This is a genomic window from Streptomyces humi, assembly GCF_001005085.2.
In the GTDB taxonomy this organism is placed as follows: domain Bacteria; phylum Actinomycetota; class Actinomycetes; order Streptomycetales; family Streptomycetaceae; genus Streptomyces; species Streptomyces humi.
The window spans coordinates 144,508-162,330 of sequence record NZ_LBMU02000022.1 but is presented as its reverse complement, the minus strand read 5'-3'; the positions used below and the strand labels follow the sequence as shown (position 1 = coordinate 162,330).

The following is a 17,823-nucleotide window of genomic DNA, read 5'->3' as shown; positions in this document are numbered from 1 at the left end:
GCCGGGGGCAGGAGGCGGTGCGGGCCGTCAGCCGCGGCGGACTCCCTCCAGGAAGCGGCCGGCCAGGTCGACCCGTTCGGTGAGGGTCGCGGGCCTCTGCCCGAAGTCCACGAACAGTTCGTGCACCCCCGCCTCGGCCGCGGCGCGGGCGTAGTCGACGTACTGGCCGAGGGTGCCCGCCCGGGGCATCCGGCCGGGGTCGGTTGGGGTTTCGGTCAGCTCGGGGTTGACGCGCAGCGCCATCCGCAGCCCCTCCGGGTCACGGCCGGCCGCGGCCGCCTCCTCGCGGACGGTGTCCCACATGCCCATCAGAGGGGTCAGCGGCATCGCCACGGGCAGCCAGCCGTCCAGCCGCCGTCCGATGCGCCGCAGACCACCGGGCGTGAAGGCGGCCAGCAGCACGGGCGGTGCGGGCCGCGTGCTCGGCTTGAGCCCCACCACGGTCTCCGGGATGGTGAACAGCGGTCCCTCGTGGGAGAAGACGTCGCTGGTCCAGTACTCCGCCAGGACGTCCAGGGTCTCGTCGAGCCGCGCGCCGCGCCCCTTCCAGGGGACCGAGACCGCGGTGTACTCGTCGGGCATCCAGCCGAGGCCCAGGCCCACGACCAGACGCCCCTGGCTGAGGACGTCCAGGGTGGTCAGCGAACGGGCGAGCATGATCGGCGGCTGCCACAGGCCGTTCAGCGTGCTGGTGCCCAGCTGGACACGGGTGGTGTGGGCGGCGGCGAAGGTGAGGGCCACCAGGGGGTCCATGTGGTTCTCGTAGACCCGTGGCATCTCGCCGTCGCCGCTCGGATAGGGGGCGCCCGGCACCGGCGGCGCGAGGACGCGGTCGCCCGTCCACAGGGAGTCGTAGCCGGCCTCCTCCGCGGTCCGGGAGATCCGGAGGATGCCCTCCGGCGTGGCGTCGGGGCCGAAGGTGGGCAGGGCCAGGCCCAGTTTCATGGGTGTCTCCTCACAGGATGGCCCGGTCGGGGGCCGGTTCGGGGGCCGGTTCGGGGGCCGGTTCGGGGGCCGGTTCGGTGAGCGGGATGCCCAGCAGGGCCTCCAGGGCGGCGACCGTCCGCGCGGGATCGGTCGCGTGCACGGTGGCGAAGCCCAGTTCAGCGGCGGGGGGCAGGTAGTGCTCGGTGTCGTCCACGAACACGCACTCCCCGGCGGACAGGCCGAGTTCCCGCAGCACGAGGCGGAAGATCTCCGGTTCGGGCTTGCGCAGGCCGTGGACCTCCGACAGCACCACGGCGTCGTACAGGGTGTCGAGCCCGTAGCCGTCGTACAGGTTCCACGGGGTCAGGCCGACGGTGTTGGAGAGGATGCCCACCCTGACCCCGGCCCGGCGGGCCGCGGCGGCCGCGGCGATCACCGCGGGCTGCGGGCGCAGGTCGGCGAAGACACGGCCCATCAGGTTGTCCGGTTCGACGCCGAGAAGCCGGCCGGCCGCCTCGTTCCACTGTGTCTGGGTGAGCGCGCCGCGCTCCAGGTCCTCGGTGAGCCGGACGCCCTCGGGGTTCAGGTAGATGCCGGTGAGCAGTGCCCCCTCGGCGAGTCCGGCGCGCTTCTCGAAGGCGAGCGCGGCGGGCAGCAGGGGGGTCGTCAGCACACCACCGAAGTCGAGCACGAGGCCCTTGCGGTGCTGGGTCATGCTCACACCTTAGAAGGCCGCCGGGGCCGCTCTTCCGGCAGGTCGCCAGGTGTCCCGGTGGGCAGCCACATGTGCGGCGAACGGCGGCCGGGGGCGGAACATGTGATGAGTGTGAACCCTCCGGGCGGCTCGTCACGTTCTACGGGTGGAAGGGTTCCGGGCCGCCCCGGCGACGGCGGCCGCGGCCCGGCCCGCGCCGTGTGACCGGTCACGACGGTCACGGTCGCGGGCGACCTGGTACCGGAGAGGGCGCGTCCCCCTTTCCGGACCGCTCCGCACACCCTCTGCCGTGGGTGCCGGAGCGGCAGCGGTCCCGCCCCGGCCCCGACGGCGGTGGCGGGACCGCGCACCACCCCGGCGGCCGCGGCCCGTCCCCGGAACCGCCCGGACGGCGCGCGGTCAGTCCTTCAGGCGGTGCGGGTGTGCCGCGTACACACCCAGGATGCGTACCTCGGAGGAGAAGAAACGCAGCTCGTGCAGGGCGAGTGCGACACCGGGGTCGTCGGGGTGGCCTTCGATCTCGACATAGAAGCGGCTGGCGTTGAGCCCCGCGCCCATCTGGTAGCTCTCGATCTTCGTGAGGTTCACCCCGCTGGTGGCGAACCCGCCGAGCGTCTTGTACAGCGCGCTCGGGATGTTGCGCACGCTGAAGAACAGGCTCGTCATGGTCGGCTCGCCCGGTGCCGGGGCCGGTGCCGCGTCCCGGGACAGGACGACGAACCGGGTCGTGTTGTCGGGGTCGTCCTCGACCTCGGGCCGCAGCACCTCCAGACCGTGGAGCGCGGCCGCGGCGGGCGGGGCGAGCGCCGCGTGCCGCGGGTCGCCGAGTTCCGCCACCTCGCGCGCCGCCCCGGCGGTGTCGTCGCTGACGAGGGTGCGCCAGCCGCCCTCGCGCAGCACCTTGCGGCACTGCCCGAGGGCGTGCACATGGCTGCGTACGCACTCCACCTGGTCCAGGGCCGCGCCGGGCACCCCCATCAGGTCGAAGCGGATGGCGAGGAAGTACTCGGCGACGATGAACAGCCCTGACTCCGGCAGCAGATGGTGGACGTCGGCGACGCGGCCGGCCGCGGAGTTGTCCACCGGGATCACGGCCACGTCGGCGCTGCCGAGGGTGACGGCCTCCAGGGCCTGCTCGAAGCCCGTGCAGGGCAGTTCGCGGCCGTCGGGGTAGAGCGCCGCGGCCGCGGTCGCCGAGTTCGAGCCGGGTTCACCCTGATATGCGACGGTCGTCACCGGTCGTGCCCTTCCGTAGGAGGTCCTGTCGTCGCGCGGCAGAAGCTCCCTTGCGAACCGCACCTGTTGAAGTATCGGTGAACCCACCCCGGCCGACGGCACCAGGGGGCGTGCCGGGCCGCGGAGGGGGCGCGGTGGCCGTTCGTCTCGGAGCGGGTGAGCACCTGGGCGAGAGGGGGTGTCCGGTCCCGGCACCCGCGGGCGGTGGCCGTGGGTGGATGCCGTCATGGCTAGGCGGCCCGTTCGCCGGTGCCGGCACCGGTGGTCGTGAGGACGACGTTGTCCAGTGCCTCGCCGCGCGCGAAGCGGGTCAGCTGGCTGCGCAGGAAGTCCGTGTCCATCGACGGGAACACGTCGGTGGACGCCGCCACGCGCGGGGTGACCAGCGCGCCCGGCAGCCGCCGCAGGGGGTGACCGGACGGCAGCGGTTCCGGGCCGGTGACGTCGAGGGCGACCCGCAGCCGGCCGGCCCGTACCTGCCGGAGCAGTGCGGCGGTGTCCACCGGTTCGCCGCGGGCGACGTGCACCAGGAGGGCCCCGTCCTTGAGCAGTTCCAGCGCGTCGGCGTCGAACATGCCGCGCGTCCGGTCGGTGAGCGGGGCGCACACCACCACCGCGTCGGCTGTGGGCAGCAGGGCGGGCAGGTCCGCCACGCCGTACACCCGTCCGGCCGGCGTGGTGCGCGCCGTCCTGGCCACCAGTACCGCCTCGCACCGGAAGGGGCCGAGCCGGGCGGCTACGGAGGCGCCGACGGCTCCGTAACCGATGACCAGGACGCGCTTGCCGTGCAGGGAGGACCGGAACTCGGGGCGCCTGACGCCCTCGGCCTGCCGGGCGGGGAACCGGTCGAGCCCCCGGCACAGCGCGAGCAGCAGGGTGATTGCCCGCTCGGCGGTGGTCTCGCGCCGTCCGGCGGTGGTCTCGCGGTGCACGCCGCGCCCGCCGGCCAGTCTGGTGCCGGCGGGCATCTCGTCCAGCAACGGCAGCATGTGCTCGTGGCCGGAGCCGAGCAGCTGGAGCACCTCGAGGCCGCGCATCCGCGGCAGCACCGGGCCCAGGACGTGTTCCGCGCCGGGTCCCGGCGGGCCGACGAGGAAGCGCACGGCGGCGGGGTCGCCGGGCAACGGGCCCGAGCCGTCCCAGCAGGCGTAGGAGAGCCCGTCGGGCAGTCCGGAGATCTGGTCCCGGTGACAGGGCAGCCAGACGGTCTTGCCGTCCTTCATGGTGCATCAGCTTCTTCCGGCTCTGGTGCCACACGGCCCGGTGGCTGACTGCCGGGCCGGGAAAACCCACACGTGTGTTCACCCACTTGCTTGAGTCAACGTGTGTATCACGGAGCGGCGTTCACATGAAACTCGGACATGTGCCGCGAAGTGACGTGTGTCACGGCGTGAGACAGATGTGCCAGGAGACCGCGGCTGCCCGCCGGATCGGGCACCGCTCCGAGGCGACCAGGCCATTGGCGAGCAGGGCTATCGGCGAGCAGGGCTATTGGCGAGCAGGGCTATTACGGCGTAAAGACGCCCTGCCGTTGTCCTAGCCCCGCCCGGCCGGCTGACGCAGGTGCCCGCTCACGTCGCCGACCAGATTGATGCGGACCCGCCGCTCCACGAAGCGCCACTGACCGCCCCGGCGTTCGAAGCGGTCGTGGTACCGGCCGCCGGCGATGGCCTGGAGCGGCAGTTCGGGGAGGGCCTGGAGCACGGTGACGTACGAGCGCGCCACAGCCGTGCCCGCCTCCTCGTCGACCTCGACGGCGAGGTTGGTGGTGACGTGCTGCGTCCGCGGAGTGCCGTCGGCGTAGACGATCAGCGTGTCGTGGAACATCTTCTCGATCGCGTCACGTCCGCTCACCGGCTCGCCGCTGCCCGTGAAGACGGCGTCGGCGAGGAGCTCGCCGAGTCCGCCGAAGTCCCCGTCGTCCACCAGCTCGGCGTACCGGGCGATCAGGTTCTCCACAACGCGGTGACCGGGCGTCCGGTGACCTGGCGTCCGGTCACCGGTCGGGCGGGGGGAAATGGACATGATCGCCTCCAGATGGGACGGGCCGGGTCTCGCGCGCCGACCCAGGTGTCCGCGGTGACGCACCGGCCGGTGGTGACACCCAGCTTGCCATGCGGCGGCACCTGGTCCGAGCGCCACACCTCGGTCCCGGACACCTGTGTGCCGTGGGCCTGCCGGTCACAGACACAGGTGTGTGCCCGGCAGGCTCCGCACCGGGGGCGGACGGCGGGCTCAGGCCAGGGCGGCGGCCAGCTGGTCCGCGACGGCGCTCGCGGAGGGCATCGCGGCGATCTGCTCGGCGGCCCGGCGGGCGTTGTCGCGGTACTCGGCGCCGCTCAGCACCTCGGCCACGGCCTTCGCCACGGCCTCCGGTCCGGCGGGCGGCGGTACGGCGGCCCCGAGACGCGCCCCCGCGACGGCTCCGGCCTGGAGGAACTGGTCGGCGCCCTGCGGAACGACCACCATGGGCAGGCCGCGGGAGAGGGTGCCCAGCGTCGTGCCCGCGCCCCCGTGGGTGACCACGAGGTCGACGTTGTCGAGCAGTTCGGCCAGCGGGGTGAACCCGACGAACTCGACGTGGTCGGGCCGGTCACCGTAGTCGGCGGCGGTGGCGGTCAGACCGAGGGTGACCACGAGGTCGGCGAGCGGCGCGAGGGCGTCGACGATCGGGCGCAGCAGCGCAGGCGTCCCGAAGTGGGTGCCGAAGGAGAGCAGCACCTTCGGCCGGGTCCGGACGGCGAGAGCGGCCGGGGTGACCGGGCCGTCTGTCGGGACGGGGCCGCGATGGGCCTCGGTGCGCAGCGGAAGGCGGCCCTGCGGCGGCTGCCAGCCGGGTCCCTGGAGGACTTCGGGGCAGGGGTCCACGTACCAGGCGGGCGTCGGCACGGCCAGCCCGCGCTCCTTGTAGGCGCGCTCGGCGATCACGTCGAAGACGTCGGTGAACTCGGCGGGGATCAGCGGCCCGAACGCGTGCTTGGCGTAGGGAACTTCCAGGGCGGCGGCGACGAACGGGCCCACGTAGTCGGTGGCCTCGGCGACGATCACATCGGGCCGGAACCCGCGCGCCGCGGCGATCGCCGCGTCCGCGCTCAGCTCGATCCGCGCCCCGGCGAACACCTCGGCCGCGACGGCGGGGCTGGGCACGGTCGGATCGTCCACACCGGCCCGGCGCGCGCCCTCCGCGAGCAGCTCGGGCATCTCGGGGCCGGCGGCCAGCAGCGGCAGGCGCTCGGCGTCGAGCATCGGCCCGAAGGCGGCCGAGGTGAGTACGGCGACGTCGTCCCCGCGGTCGCGGAAGGCGCGGGCGAGCGGAAGCAGCGGCATGAGATGACCGTGTGCCGGGGTGCTGGAGAAAAGGATACGCATACCGGCAGTCTAGAACTTCGATGAAGTCACACTTCAACGAATTCAGTCACACTTGAGCAACAGGGCGGCACACACGGCGTCCGTGAGGAAGACACATGCGCCGTCCCAGTCCCAGCCGATCTCCAGCATCCGGAACCAGGACGGCGGGGTCACGAAGTACTCCAGGACGCGGACCGCGTCGCTCGCCGTGACACCCGGGCGCAGCGCGCCGAGTCGCTCCAGCCGGCCGGTCACCACCGCGAAGCGCTCCCGTTCCAACTGGCGGATCCGGTCCAGCAGGGCGGCGACGCCCTGGTCGACGGTCGCCGCGTCGAAGAGCGCGGTCATGGTGTGCCGGTGGTGGCGCACCAGGTCGTGGATGCTGCGCACCACCAGCCGCACCACCTCGTCGCCGGTGGTGGCGCTCTCGATGGCCACCAGGACCTCGCCGATGCCCGCGTCGCCGGCGGCGCGCTCGGTCAGCGCGGTGACCAGGGCCGCCTTGCTGCCGAACGCCGCGTAGACGGTGCCCTGGGCGACCTCGGCCTCCTCGGCGATGCGCTTGATGGTGACCCGGGCGTACCCGTGCTCGGCGAACAGCGCCTCGGCCGTGTCCAGGACGGCCGTCCGCGTCGCCGCGGCTGCGCGTTCACGCACGGTGGAACGGTAGGTGCGGGTCGTCATGGGCCCCAGTCTAGGAATACGCCGTGCACGGTGATCGTCGAATACGCCGTGCACGGTGATCGTCTCGCCCGGTCACCGCCGGTCAGAGCACCGGTACCGGCAGCCGGACGTCGTGGACGACCGGCTGCCCGGCCACCACGATCGTTGACTTCAGGGGCCGGCAGCCGTCGGCGACCGTGGTCAGGACGTACCGCCCGTCCGCCGGGACGCGCAGCGCGTACGTGCCGTCGGACCCGACCGCCGACCGGCCGAGCTCGTGGCCCTCCACGGTGCTCAGCGTGACCGTGGCCCGCGGTACGGCGCCGCCCCCGGCGACGCTGACCCGGCCGCGGACCGCGACCCGTTCGGCCGGGTCCACGACCCGCTCGGCGGCGATGTCCCGGGCGTCCGCGTCGACGGCCTCGGCCGCCACCGGGAGGCCGGCGACCGCCTCGGCGTTCTGGAGTTCCTCCGCGGCCTGGGCCAGCCCGCTGGAGGCGCGCAGCGGAACCTCCTTGATGAACAGGGTGAACAGGAAGGCGATCAGGGCCACCGGGGCGACGTACATGAAGATGTCGCCGATGCCGTGGCCGTAGGCGCTCTCCAGCCAGGTGCGCACCGGGGCGGGCAGGGCCGCGAGGTCGGGCAGTCGGCCGCTGCCGGAGGCCTTCGCGGCCGCGGCCCGGTCCTGCGGGCCGAGTCCGGTGACGGTCGCGCGGGCGTAGTGGCCGATCCGAGTGGTGAGGACCGAGCCGAGCACCGACACGCCCACCGCGCCGCCGAGGGAGCGGAAGAAGGTCACCGTGGAGGACGCGGCGCCCAGGTCACCCGGGGACACCTGGTTCTGGGTGCACAGCACGAGGTTTTGCAGCGTCATGCCGACGCCGAGGCCCATCAGCGCCATGCACAGCGCGATGAACGGGTACGGGGTGTCGTGGCGGAGCATGCCCAGCAGGGCGAGGCCGGCGGTCAGCAGGACACCGCCGGTCAGCAGCCACCCCTTCCACCTGCCGGTGCGGGTGATGATCCGGCCGGAGACCGTGGAGGAGACGAACAGGCCCGCGATGAACGGGATCGTCATCACACCCGACCTGGTCGGGGAATCGCCGCGGGCCAGCTGGAAGTACTGGCTGAAGAAGACCGTGCCGACGAACAGCGCGATGCCGACGAACAGGGAGGCGACCGAGGCGAGGGTGATGGTCCGGTTGCGGAACAGCCGCAGCGGGATGACCGGCTCGCTGGCCTTCGTCTCGACGTACAGGAAGACCAGCGTCAGCACGAGCGACGCCCCGACCAGCGTGTACGTCTGCCAGGACAGCCAGTCGTACTTGTCGTCCGCGAAGGTGACCCAGACCAGCAGGGTGCAGACGGCGGCGGTGACGAAGAAGGCGCCGGCCCAGTCGACCCTGACCCGGCGTCTGGTCACCGGCAGGTTCAGGGTGCGCTGGAGCACGACCAGGGCGACCACGGCGAACGGGATGCCGACGAACAGGCACCAGCGCCAGCCGAGCCAGTCGGTGTCGGTGATGACACCGCCGAGGAGCGGTCCGCCGACGGTGGCGACGGCGAAGGTGGCGCCGAGGTAGCCGGAGTAACGGCCGCGCTCCCGGGGCGAGATCATCGCGGCCAGCACGACCTGCGCGAGGGCGGACAGACCGCCGCCGCCCAGGCCCTGGATGACCCGGGCGCCGATCAGTGTGGCGGGGTTCTGCGCCAGACCGGCCACCAGGGAGCCGACGACGTAGATCACCAGCGCCGACTGGACCAGGATCTTCTTGCTGAACTGGTCGGCGAGCTTGCCCCACAGCGGGGTCGAGGCGGTCACCGCGAGCAGGGAGGCGGTGACGACCCAGGTGTAGGCGCTCTGGCCACCGCCGAGGTCGCCGATGATCCGCGGGAGCGCGTTGGTGACGACGGTCGAGGACAGGATGGCGCAGAACAGGCCGAGCAGCAGGCCCGACAGCGCGCGCATGATCTGCGCGTGGGTCATCGGTGCCGGGGTGTCCCCTCCTTCCGGGTGGGCGTGCGCCCGCACACCTGCGCTGGGAGTGGTTGTCATGGGTTCTGGGTTCCTTACGTGCGTGTGACAGCGGGGGTGGGCGGGAAGGGGGCGGCCTGCGGCGGCTCGGCAGGGGTGTTCCGTTCGGGCCGTGGGTCGTCGAAGCCGGCCCGGAGCCGGGACAGCAGCCCGGTCAGCCTGCGGACGTCGTCGTCGCTCCAGTCGCCCAGCCGACGGGCCAGTTCCTCGGCGGTACGGTCGGAGAGTTCGGCGAGCCGGGCCCGGCCCTCGGCGGTCAGGCGCAGGATGCGCGAGCGCCGGTCGGCGGGGTCGGGGCTGCGGTCCAGCCAGCCCCGGGCCGCCAGGTGGGCCACGAGGCGGCTGGTGACCGACATGTCGACGGCCAGCAGTTCGGCGAGCCTGCCGATCCGCATGTCGCCGTCGCGGCCGAGCAGCGCCAGGGCGGTGGCCGCTCCGTTGGAGCAGCCGTCCGGGAGGACCCGGCCCAGCTCCCGCCGCACGGAGGCGACGGCGCCCAGCTGGCGCATCAGCTCCTCGTACTCGGCCTTCTCGGCCACATGTGCCTCCATAGTCATTGCTCAAGGCAACTATGAGACCAATCGGTTGCCTTGGGCAAACACCTGAGGTGTGCACTGACGCACACCTCAGGGTCGACAGGTATTTCGGACGGGTCCGCCCGTGCCGGTCAGCGCAGGAGTCGGCGGGCGACGTTGGTGGTGACCAGGTCGAGGAGTTCCTCACCCCGGCCGGACAGGACGGTGCGGATGGCGTAGAGGGTGAAGCCCTTGGCCTGTTCCACCGTGACCGCAGGCGGCACGGAGAGTTCCTGGCGGGCCGTCATGACCTCGACCAGCGCGGGTCCCTCGTGGGCGAAGGCGCCCTTGAGCGCGTCCTCCAGATCGCCGGGCCGTTCGACCCGGCGGGACCACAGCCCGACCGCGGCGGCGACCTCGGCGAGCTGCGGGTTGTCCAGCTCGGTGGCGTAGTTGACGATGCCGGCCGCCTTCATCTCCAGCTCCACGAAGTTCAGCGAGCCGTTGTTGAAGACGACGATCTTGGCGGGCAGCCGGTTCTGCCGGAGCGTGAACAGCTCGCCCAGGAGCATGGTGAGACCGCCGTCGCCGGACAGCGAGACCACCTGCCGGCCCGGGTACGCCGCCTGCGCGCCCACGGCGTGCGGCAGGGCGTTGGCCATGGTGCCGTGGTTGAACGAACCGAGCAGCCGCCGGCGCCCGTTGAAGGTCAGGTAGCGAGCCGCCCACACCACCGGGGAGCCGACGTCGACGGTGAACACCGCGTCCTCGTCGGCGAGCCGGTCGATGGTGCTCGCCACGAACTGCGGATGGATCGGGGTGCGTTCGTGATCGTTGACGGCGAGCGCGTCCAGCGACCTGCGGGTGCGGGCGTAGTGGGCGAGGGCGTCGTCGAGGTGCTTCCGGCCGGTCTTGACGGTCAGCAGCGGCAGCAGCGCGGGCAGGGTGTCGCGGACACTGCCCACCAGGGGCAGGTCGACATGGGTGCGGCGGCCGATCTGCTCGCCGCGGAGGTCGAGCTGCACGACCTTGGCACCCTGCGGGTAGAACTGCCGGTACGGGAAGTCGGTGCCCAGCATCAGCAGGGTGTCGGCCTCCTCGATCGCCTTGTAGCCGGAGGCGAAGCCGAGCAGGCCGGTCATGCCGACGTCGTACGGGTTGTCGTACTCGACGTACTCCTTGCCGCGCAGCGCGTGCACCACCGGGGCCTTGAGGGTCTCGGCGAGCCGGACCAGGTCGTCGTGGGCACCGGCGGCACCGGCGCCCGCCAGGACCGTCACCCGCTCACCGGCGTTCAGCAGGGCGGCGGCCTCGCGCAGGGCCTCGTCGTCCGGGCGCACGACGCTGCGGGCCGGGCGGACCACCGTGGGGGCCAGGTCGCGGCCGACCCTGCCGAGGAAGATCTCGCCGGGTACGACGACCACCGCCACTCCCCTGCGCTCCACGGCGGCCCGCATCGCCGTCTCCAGGATGCGCGGCCCGTGTTCGGGACTGGTGACGGTCTCCGCGTAGACGCTGCAATCGGCGAACAGCTCCTGCGGGCGGGTCTCCTGGAAGTAGCCGGAGCCGATCTCGGCGCCCGGGATCTGCGCGGCGACGGCGAGCACCGGCACCCGGCTGCGCTGGGCGTCGAAGAGGCCGTTGATCAGGTGCAGGTTGCCCGGACCGCAGCTGCCGACGCAGACGTTGAGCTCCCCGGTCAGCCCGGCCTCGGCGGCCGCGGCGAGGGCGGCGCTCTCCTCGTGCCGCACGTGCACCCAGTCGACGTCGTCCTCCCGCCGTATGGCGTCCGTCAGGCCGTTGAGCGAATCGCCGGGCAGGCCGTAGAGACGGCGCACGCCGGAGGCCTTGAGGGAGGCGATGACGTGTTCGGCGAAGGTGCGCATACGGGTTGCCTTTCGTCGGTCGTGAGCGCGTCCGGTGCGCGGGGAGGCCACGCTGGGCGGGGGCGACGGCACCGGGGCCCGCCGGGGTGGACGAGCTCCCGCCAGTCTCGGGGAGCCGGCATCGCGCACACATCCGTCGGATGACTGCTTCCTCGCCACCGGACCGTCCCGGCCCCTCGGTCGGACTACTGCCGGGCCGGGCGCCCGCACGCCGCACCCGCCGCACCCGCCGGCCCGGCGGACGCCCGGCGTGCGGCTGTTGTCCGTCGGCCTTCTCGTGATTCCGCCACGCGGTCACCCCGGGTGGCACACCTTGTTCCGCGGTCTCACCCACCTGTCCCTCGGGACACCTCCATGTCTTCGAGCCGATCGCGTACCCGGCACACCTGATCACCCGGGCGGAGCCGGCGAACGCGGGCCGGCCGGTGCCGGCGGGGCTCGGGAGGCACGCTGCTCGTGTCATCGCCCACAGCATGGGCGGATAGCATCAACTCCCCCACGACCGGACGCCGTCCGCGACACGGAACGCCCGGTGGCGGGCCGCCGGTGCGCCGGTTCGAGTCCGCGTCCGCCGACCGGTATCAGTCGTGTGCCGCACGTGGCGGGGCGCGCCGCACGTGTGGTGGGGCCCGACCGCCCGGCGGACCGGTCGGCCACCCCCTCCCGCGGCAGCGCCCCGTCCCCGGCCATGCCGGAAAGGAACCCATGAAACCTCCACGTACGCCCGGCCCCGAGGGGAACCTCCCCCGGCGGGTCCCGGGCACCTCCAGACCGGTCGGAGCCGGCTCCGGGCCGGCCCGGGACGGCGCCGCGCCCGACGGCACGGAGCAGGCCGAGGTCGGCCGCGCGCCCGACGGCACGGAGCAGGCCGGGGTCGGCCGCGCGCCCGCGGCGAGCGGGAGGGACGCCCCGGTGCCCCGGCTCGCCCAGGTCTCCACGCTCGGCTCGCGGTCCGGCGCCGGCCGCGGTGCGGGGGCGGCGCCCCCGGCGCCGGGCTCCGCCGTGGGCGGCTCCGCCCCGGACGGAGACCGGGCGGGCGACGCCTTCGCACGGGGCGGGAGCACCCGCCGGGGGCCGTCCCCGCGCGTGGTCGTGCCGCTCCGTCCGGCCGCCCGGCGCGGTGCCGACACGTCACGGCGGGAGGGACTGCGCGGCGCGCTCGCCGTCGTCGGCATCGTGGGCCTGCTGTCGGCGGGCAGCGTCCTGCTGACCCTGCACCTGCTCGACGGCGACGACGACGGCACCCGGCACGACAGGGCCTCGGTGTCCGTCGACTCCGGTGGCCGCGACACGGACGTCGTCGACGGACTCGGCATCACACCCGGTCCCTCGCGGTCCTCCGGAACCGCCGTCGGCACGACGCCCGACGGCTCGGCGGCGCCCACGTCGGGCTCTCCCGGCGTCAGCGCGTCGGGCAGGGCCTCCGCGACCCCGGGCGCACACGCCACCGCCTCGGCGAAGAGCACCGGCGGGGCGAAGACGACCGCCCAGGCCGTGGCGCCGGGGGTGCGGGTGTACAGCCACGCGTCGCAGCGCTGCGTCGACGTCGTGGGCGGCAGGGCGGCGCAGGGCGCGAAGCTGATGATCTGGGACTGCGGCGGGACCGCGTCGCAGCACTGGACGTTCACCGGCGGCACCATGCGCGCGCTCGGCATGTGCGTGCAGCTCGCGGGCGGTTCCACCGCCGACGGGGCGGACCTCGAACTCGGCGCCTGCGACGGGAGCCCGGCCCAGGAGTTCGCGCTGAACCAGCGCAGCGACCTGGTCAGCGCCCTCGCGGACAAGTGCGCGGACGTACGGGACAACGGCACCGCGAACGGCACCCGGCTCCAGCTGTGGTCGTGCTCCGGCGGCGACAACCAGAAGTGGTCCACGTCCTGACACGTGTGCGACACGCCGGGGCGGGCCGGCCGCCGTGGCGGCCGGCCCGCGGGAGAGTGGGCTCAGCCGCCGATGCCGACCAGCGTGCCGGTGCCGTCCTGGTACCTGACGTAGGCCGTGGCCGGCGCCGAGGTGTCCACCCCCGACCAGGTGCCGGTGACCGTGAAGGGGACCCCCGGCCTGGTCGCGGGCCGGGTGGGCGTCACACCGAAGGTGCCGGTCGTGGGTGTGTCCGCGCCCACCACGTTCGCCTGGAGGGTGTATCCGACGGCGGACGGGTCCGACGACACGACACCGCCGGGCGCGATGACCATGATCGCGTACTTGCCCGGTGTCAGGGCCGTCAGGCCGACACGTGCCCGGTGCTCGTACGCGCTGAGGTTCCCGGACGTGGCCGGCGTGCCGTCCGCCCGCAGGGGCGTCACCAGCAGGTACAGCTGTTCGTCGGGATCGTCCGCGGTGGCGTAGAACTCGGCCGCCGCGGTCCCTTCGGGCACCGTGAGATCGTATTCCCGCAGGTAGTCCGTCTCGGCGGACACCTCGCCGTGCACCCGCGCGCCCGCCACCGGGCCGTAGGCGGTGAGCGTCTGCTTCTCGGTGCCCGGGGTCACGGAGTAGGAGACACTGCCCGCGGCACCGCTGCCGGTGACCCGGTCGGGAGCGAGTTGGCCCTGCGGGGTGACCACGATCGGGCTGCGCACCGACACCCGGCCGCCGCCGGTCCACGTGAGGGATCCGGTGACGGGTGTGCCGGAGACCGCGGTGGTGCGCGTCAGTTCGATGCGGACCTCGGCGGTCTGGCCGGCGCGGGTGAAGCGCAGCGTCGAGGGCCGCACCTCGGCCCGGAAGCCGGGCAGTCGCACCGACGCCCGGTACACGCCCGGCCGGACCGCGGTCAGCGTGCGGGTCAGGGTGCGTGAGCCGAGCAGCCGGTCGACCGAGAGGGACGGGTAGTTCAGGTCGCTCGGCGCGACGGCGGCGACGCCGGTCCCGGTGTGCACGCCGAGACCCTCCTCGTAGCCGAGCCAGTCACGGTTCGACGAGTCGTACACCAGACCGGGGTTGAGCATCGCGGTGGGGTCGACCTCCCCGGAGCCCTGTGCGTACGGGTCGGTCTCTTTACCGCCCGAGGCGTCCTTGGTGTCGACCGCGGTCGTCATCAGGGCGGACTTCACCGCCATCGGGGACCACTCGGGATGGACACCGAAGTAGAGCGCGGCGAGCCCGGAGACCTGCGGCGCGGCCATCGACGTACCCGTCATGAAGTCGAAGTCGTGCCCCTGGTTGCTCGCCGGCGCGACGGAGGCCAGCACGGCCACGCCCGGTGCGGCGAGGTCCGGCTTGATCAGCGCGCCCTTGTTGACGCCCGAGGGGCCGCGGGAGGAGAACGGCGCGATCTGCGGATAGGGCGTTCCGGTGGAACCGCCCGGTTCCAGCGTCGCGACGGCGCCGGGCGTCGCCGCGTAGGCCCGGACCGTCGAGGCCGCCGGCGTGTTCAGGTGCACCGTGGGCACCTGGTGGATGTCGCCGTCGGTGTCCTGGTCGCCGACGTTCACCAGCACCATGCCGACGCCCCCGGCCCGCGCCACCTCGGCGGACTTGCTCACCCGGGAGGTGACACCCCGGTCGCACACCACGATCTTCCCCGCCGTCTTCGCGGGATCGAGGGTCCCCGCCCGGCACAGGTCCGCGTCGCCCGCCGTCGCCTGGGAGGTCCTGGCATCGGCCGACAGCACCAGCGGCTTCGGCCCCAGCCCGGTGCTCACGGTGACGCTGGCGCCGACGAAGGTCCGTCCGTCGCCCAGCTCCACCGTGGCCTCAGGGGTCTTCATCGTGCTGGCCGCGACCGTGGTGACCCAGGGGGACGTGTTGTCGATCCAGCCCTCCGTGGGCCCGCTGTTGCCCGCGGACGCCGACACGAACACCCCGGCCTCGGCCGCCGCCCGGAACGCCTGCTGGACGGGCGAGTCCAGCGCCGATTCCGTGACCGAGCCCGCGGAGTAGTTGATGACGTCGACGCCGTCCGCCACCGCCTGGTCGATCGCCGCGACGATGTCGGAGTCGACGGCGGTGCCCTCCCCGTCCGAGTCCGTCCAGAAGGCCTTGTACACGGCGACCGCCGCGCCGGGCGCCACTCCGGAGATCTTCCCGAAGTCCTGGCCGTTCACGGTGGCCCGGACGTCCGCGTCGCCCGCGGCGGTGGACGCGGTGTGGGTGCCGTGGCCGTTGCCGTCCCGCGGCGAGACGTAGTCGTCCTGCTGGTCCGCGGGTGTGTTCGCCCGCCAGCCGTCGCCGAAGTACCGGGCACCGACGATCTTCGTGTTGCAGGCGTCGGCGGTGAACTGCTCACCGGTCTGGCAGACGCCGGTGAAGGTGCCTCCGTCGGCCTTGCGCATCCTGATCGTGCCGCTCTCGCGGTAGGGGCGGTACGGGTCCTTGGCAGTGGCCGGGGCGGTGCCCAGGGCGGGGGCGGCGAAGGACGCGCTCTCGGGCCACACACCGGTGTCGATGTCGCCGATGACCACGCCCCTGCCCGACTTCGCGGTGCCGCCCAGCGCCGACCACAGGCCGTGCGGGCCCGACAGCCCGAGGACGTCGGTCGAGCGGGAGTCGTCGGTGAGTTCGCTCCGCCCGTCCGGACTGATCCTGAGCACGTCCGGCCGGGTGGCCAGCCGGGCCGCCTGAACGGCCGTCAGGTCGGCGGTGAAGCCGTTGGTCACCACGGAGTAGCGCTGCCGGACCTTGGCGCCGACGGCCGCGGCGGCCTTGTCCTGCCGCCCGTCGAGGTAGTCCCGGTAGCGGTGCGCGGCGGTGCTGGAGGCGTCTATCCGGCCGCCCGAACCCGGTGCGGTGGCGGCCAGTCCGCGTACCCCGCCCTGGTAGAGGGCGACGGGCGCGTCGGCGAGGGTGACGATGTACCGGGCGGACGGCAGGTGCCCGGTCACGGGGACGGGGACGGGGACGGGGGTGAGCGGATCGCCGGCGGCCTGGGCCGGTGATCCGGTGCAGACGGCGGCCAGGGCGACGGCGAGAGCCGCCGTGCCCCGGGCGAGTGTCCTTCTTCGGACCGTGGATCTCACACGTTCCTCCAGGAAGTGGGCCGAGCCGGAGGGTGTCTCCAGCACCTCGGGTGGCGCTGCGCGTGCGGGTGAAGGGCGCGGACGGGTGTCGCGGCGAGGAAAGTGAACGCTGTACCTCGGACAGGTGTCCAGATAATCTGGTGGCCGGTTTGGACGGATGGCCAACCGCGTCACGGATGTCACACATCTCACCGACGGAGGTACGCATACGTGCTCACGACCCTGGGCATAGCAGAGTCCGACGAGCAGGTGTACCGGTGCTTCCTGGATCGCGGCCGGGCGACGGTCGCCGACGTCGTCGCGGCCCTGGGCGTCCGGGAGCACGACGTCCTGCGGTCCACCGACCGGCTGCGCGGACTCGGGCTGCTGCACGTCACCGGCCCCGGCCGGTTCCAGGCCACGAACCCCCAGGCGGTGCTGTTTCCGCTGCTGGCCAGGCGACAGCTGGAGCTGGAGACCGCGCTGGCCTCGGCCCGTACGGAGGTCGACCGGATCGCCGAGCGCTACCGGGAGGGGCGGCTGCGCTCCGATCCGCGCAACCTGGTGGAGGTCCTGTCCGACCGCGAGCTGATCCTGGAACGGGTCGCGGAGCTGAGCAGTTCGGCGAAGAGCCACATGTGGGCCCTGGACCGGCCGCCCTACGTGGGCCGCCCGGACGGCGCACTCCACAGCAACGAGGAGGAGTTCGAGATCACGGCGGCCTGGCTGGCGCAGGGCATCGACGTGCGCTCGGTCTACTGCCCGCAGTCCATGGAACGCCCCGGCCGGTTCGCCACGGTGCTCCGGCTCGCCGAACTGGGCGAGCAGTCAAGGATGTTGCCGTACCTGCCGTTCAAACTGCACATCATCGACCGGCGGGTGGCACTGGTCCCGCTGTCCGGCCCGGTCTACGACGACCTGGTCGTCATCCATCCGTCCGGCATGCTCGACGCGCTGATGGAGCTCTACGAGGCCTACTGGGCCCGCGCCGAGCCGGTCTCCGGGGCGGCGGACGCCGAGGACGAGGCCTTCGACGCGGACGACCTCCTGCTCCTCGGGATGCTGAAGGCCGGGCTCAAGGACCAGGCCATCGGCCGTCAGCTGGGGTGCAGCACCCGGACCGCGACCCGGCGCGTCGCCGCCGTACTGAGCAAGCTGGGCGCGGACACCCGCTTCCAGGCGGGCAGCAGGGCCGCCGCCCGGGGCCTGATCTGAGCGGCGGCCCCGGCGCCGGCGGTACGACTCGACGTAGCCGTCGGCGGGGATGCCCACGCCGGTGACGTCGTCGTAGCCCCTCACGGCCTTCAGGGAGGTGTTCTCGCCGAGGCCGCGGACGGTGGTGACCCGGCCGTCACACCGGACGGGTTCACATGTCACACGGACCGGGACTCACACACGTCGGCGGCCCGCACGCGTGTGCGCGCTGAAGCATGTGGGCGGGGCAGGCGTGTGCGCGGGGCGCGGACGGAGCGCGGGGCACGGGCGGGGCACGCGTGTGCGGGGCGCTCGGGCGGGGCGCAGGGCACGGGTGGGCACGCGTGTGCGGGGCGCTCGG

12 protein-coding genes and 1 pseudogene are annotated in these 17,823 nt (G+C 73.3%); 2 read left to right on the top strand and 11 right to left on the bottom strand.

Annotated elements, in window-relative coordinates; genetic code table 11:
* Positions 1-27: 27 nt before the first annotated feature.
* The 10 genes and pseudogenes from AAW13_RS09180 to poxB form a co-directional block, all read right to left on the bottom strand.
* Complete coding sequence (locus AAW13_RS09180; RefSeq protein WP_046731562.1) at positions 28-945, bottom strand: TIGR03619 family F420-dependent LLM class oxidoreductase; 918 nt, start codon at positions 943-945, stop codon at positions 28-30.
* A gap of 10 nt (positions 946-955) precedes the next feature.
* Positions 956-1,642, bottom strand: a complete 687-nt coding sequence (locus AAW13_RS09175; protein ID WP_046731561.1) for an HAD-IA family hydrolase — start codon at positions 1,640-1,642, stop codon at positions 956-958.
* A 399-nt stretch (positions 1,643-2,041) separates the two neighbouring features.
* A complete protein-coding gene (locus tag AAW13_RS09170) occupies positions 2,042-2,878 on the bottom strand; it encodes a prephenate dehydratase (RefSeq protein ID WP_046731560.1) in 837 nt (278 codons plus the stop codon).
* A 230-nt stretch (positions 2,879-3,108) separates the two neighbouring features.
* Complete coding sequence (locus AAW13_RS09165; protein WP_046731559.1) at positions 3,109-4,101, bottom strand: NAD(P)-dependent oxidoreductase; 993 nt, start codon at positions 4,099-4,101, stop codon at positions 3,109-3,111.
* A 313-nt stretch (positions 4,102-4,414) separates the two neighbouring features.
* On the bottom strand, positions 4,415-4,903 hold the full coding sequence (locus tag AAW13_RS09160) for a nuclear transport factor 2 family protein (protein WP_046731558.1): 489 nt from the start codon (positions 4,901-4,903) through the stop codon (positions 4,415-4,417).
* A gap of 210 nt (positions 4,904-5,113) precedes the next feature.
* Positions 5,114-6,247 carry a glycosyltransferase gene (locus AAW13_RS09155; RefSeq protein WP_046731557.1) on the bottom strand — a complete coding sequence of 378 codons (1,134 nt, stop codon included), beginning with the start codon at positions 6,245-6,247 and terminating at the stop codon, positions 5,114-5,116.
* 42 nt (positions 6,248-6,289) lie between these two features.
* Positions 6,290-6,910: a TetR/AcrR family transcriptional regulator gene (locus tag AAW13_RS09150; RefSeq protein ID WP_052768644.1), complete on the bottom strand. Its 621-nt coding sequence runs from the start codon at positions 6,908-6,910 to the stop codon at positions 6,290-6,292.
* A gap of 65 nt (positions 6,911-6,975) precedes the next feature.
* A pseudogene (locus AAW13_RS09145) lies at positions 6,976-8,879 on the bottom strand (MFS transporter); the annotation flags it as partial.
* Between the two features lie 83 nt (positions 8,880-8,962).
* Positions 8,963-9,466, bottom strand: a complete 504-nt coding sequence (locus tag AAW13_RS09140; RefSeq protein WP_046731556.1) for a MarR family winged helix-turn-helix transcriptional regulator — start codon at positions 9,464-9,466, stop codon at positions 8,963-8,965.
* A 128-nt stretch (positions 9,467-9,594) separates the two neighbouring features.
* Positions 9,595-11,328 (bottom strand): ubiquinone-dependent pyruvate dehydrogenase, encoded by a 1,734-nt coding sequence (poxB, locus tag AAW13_RS09135; protein WP_046731555.1) that lies wholly within the window; start codon positions 11,326-11,328, stop codon positions 9,595-9,597.
* Positions 11,329-12,033: 705 nt separating this feature from the next.
* On the opposite strand from poxB, the gene AAW13_RS09130 reads away from it, so the two are divergent.
* Complete coding sequence (locus AAW13_RS09130; protein ID WP_079178759.1) at positions 12,034-13,209, top strand: RICIN domain-containing protein; 1,176 nt, start codon at positions 12,034-12,036, stop codon at positions 13,207-13,209.
* A gap of 62 nt (positions 13,210-13,271) precedes the next feature.
* On the opposite strand, the gene AAW13_RS09125 is transcribed toward AAW13_RS09130, so the two are convergent.
* Complete coding sequence (locus AAW13_RS09125) at positions 13,272-16,289, bottom strand: S8 family serine peptidase (protein ID WP_071659491.1); 3,018 nt, start codon at positions 16,287-16,289, stop codon at positions 13,272-13,274.
* 210 nt (positions 16,290-16,499) lie between these two features.
* On the opposite strand from AAW13_RS09125, the gene AAW13_RS09120 reads away from it, so the two are divergent.
* Positions 16,500-17,483 carry a transcriptional regulator gene (locus tag AAW13_RS09120; RefSeq protein ID WP_046731553.1) on the top strand — a complete coding sequence of 328 codons (984 nt, stop codon included), beginning with the start codon at positions 16,500-16,502 and terminating at the stop codon, positions 17,481-17,483.
* The last annotated feature ends 340 nt before the right edge of the window (positions 17,484-17,823 follow it).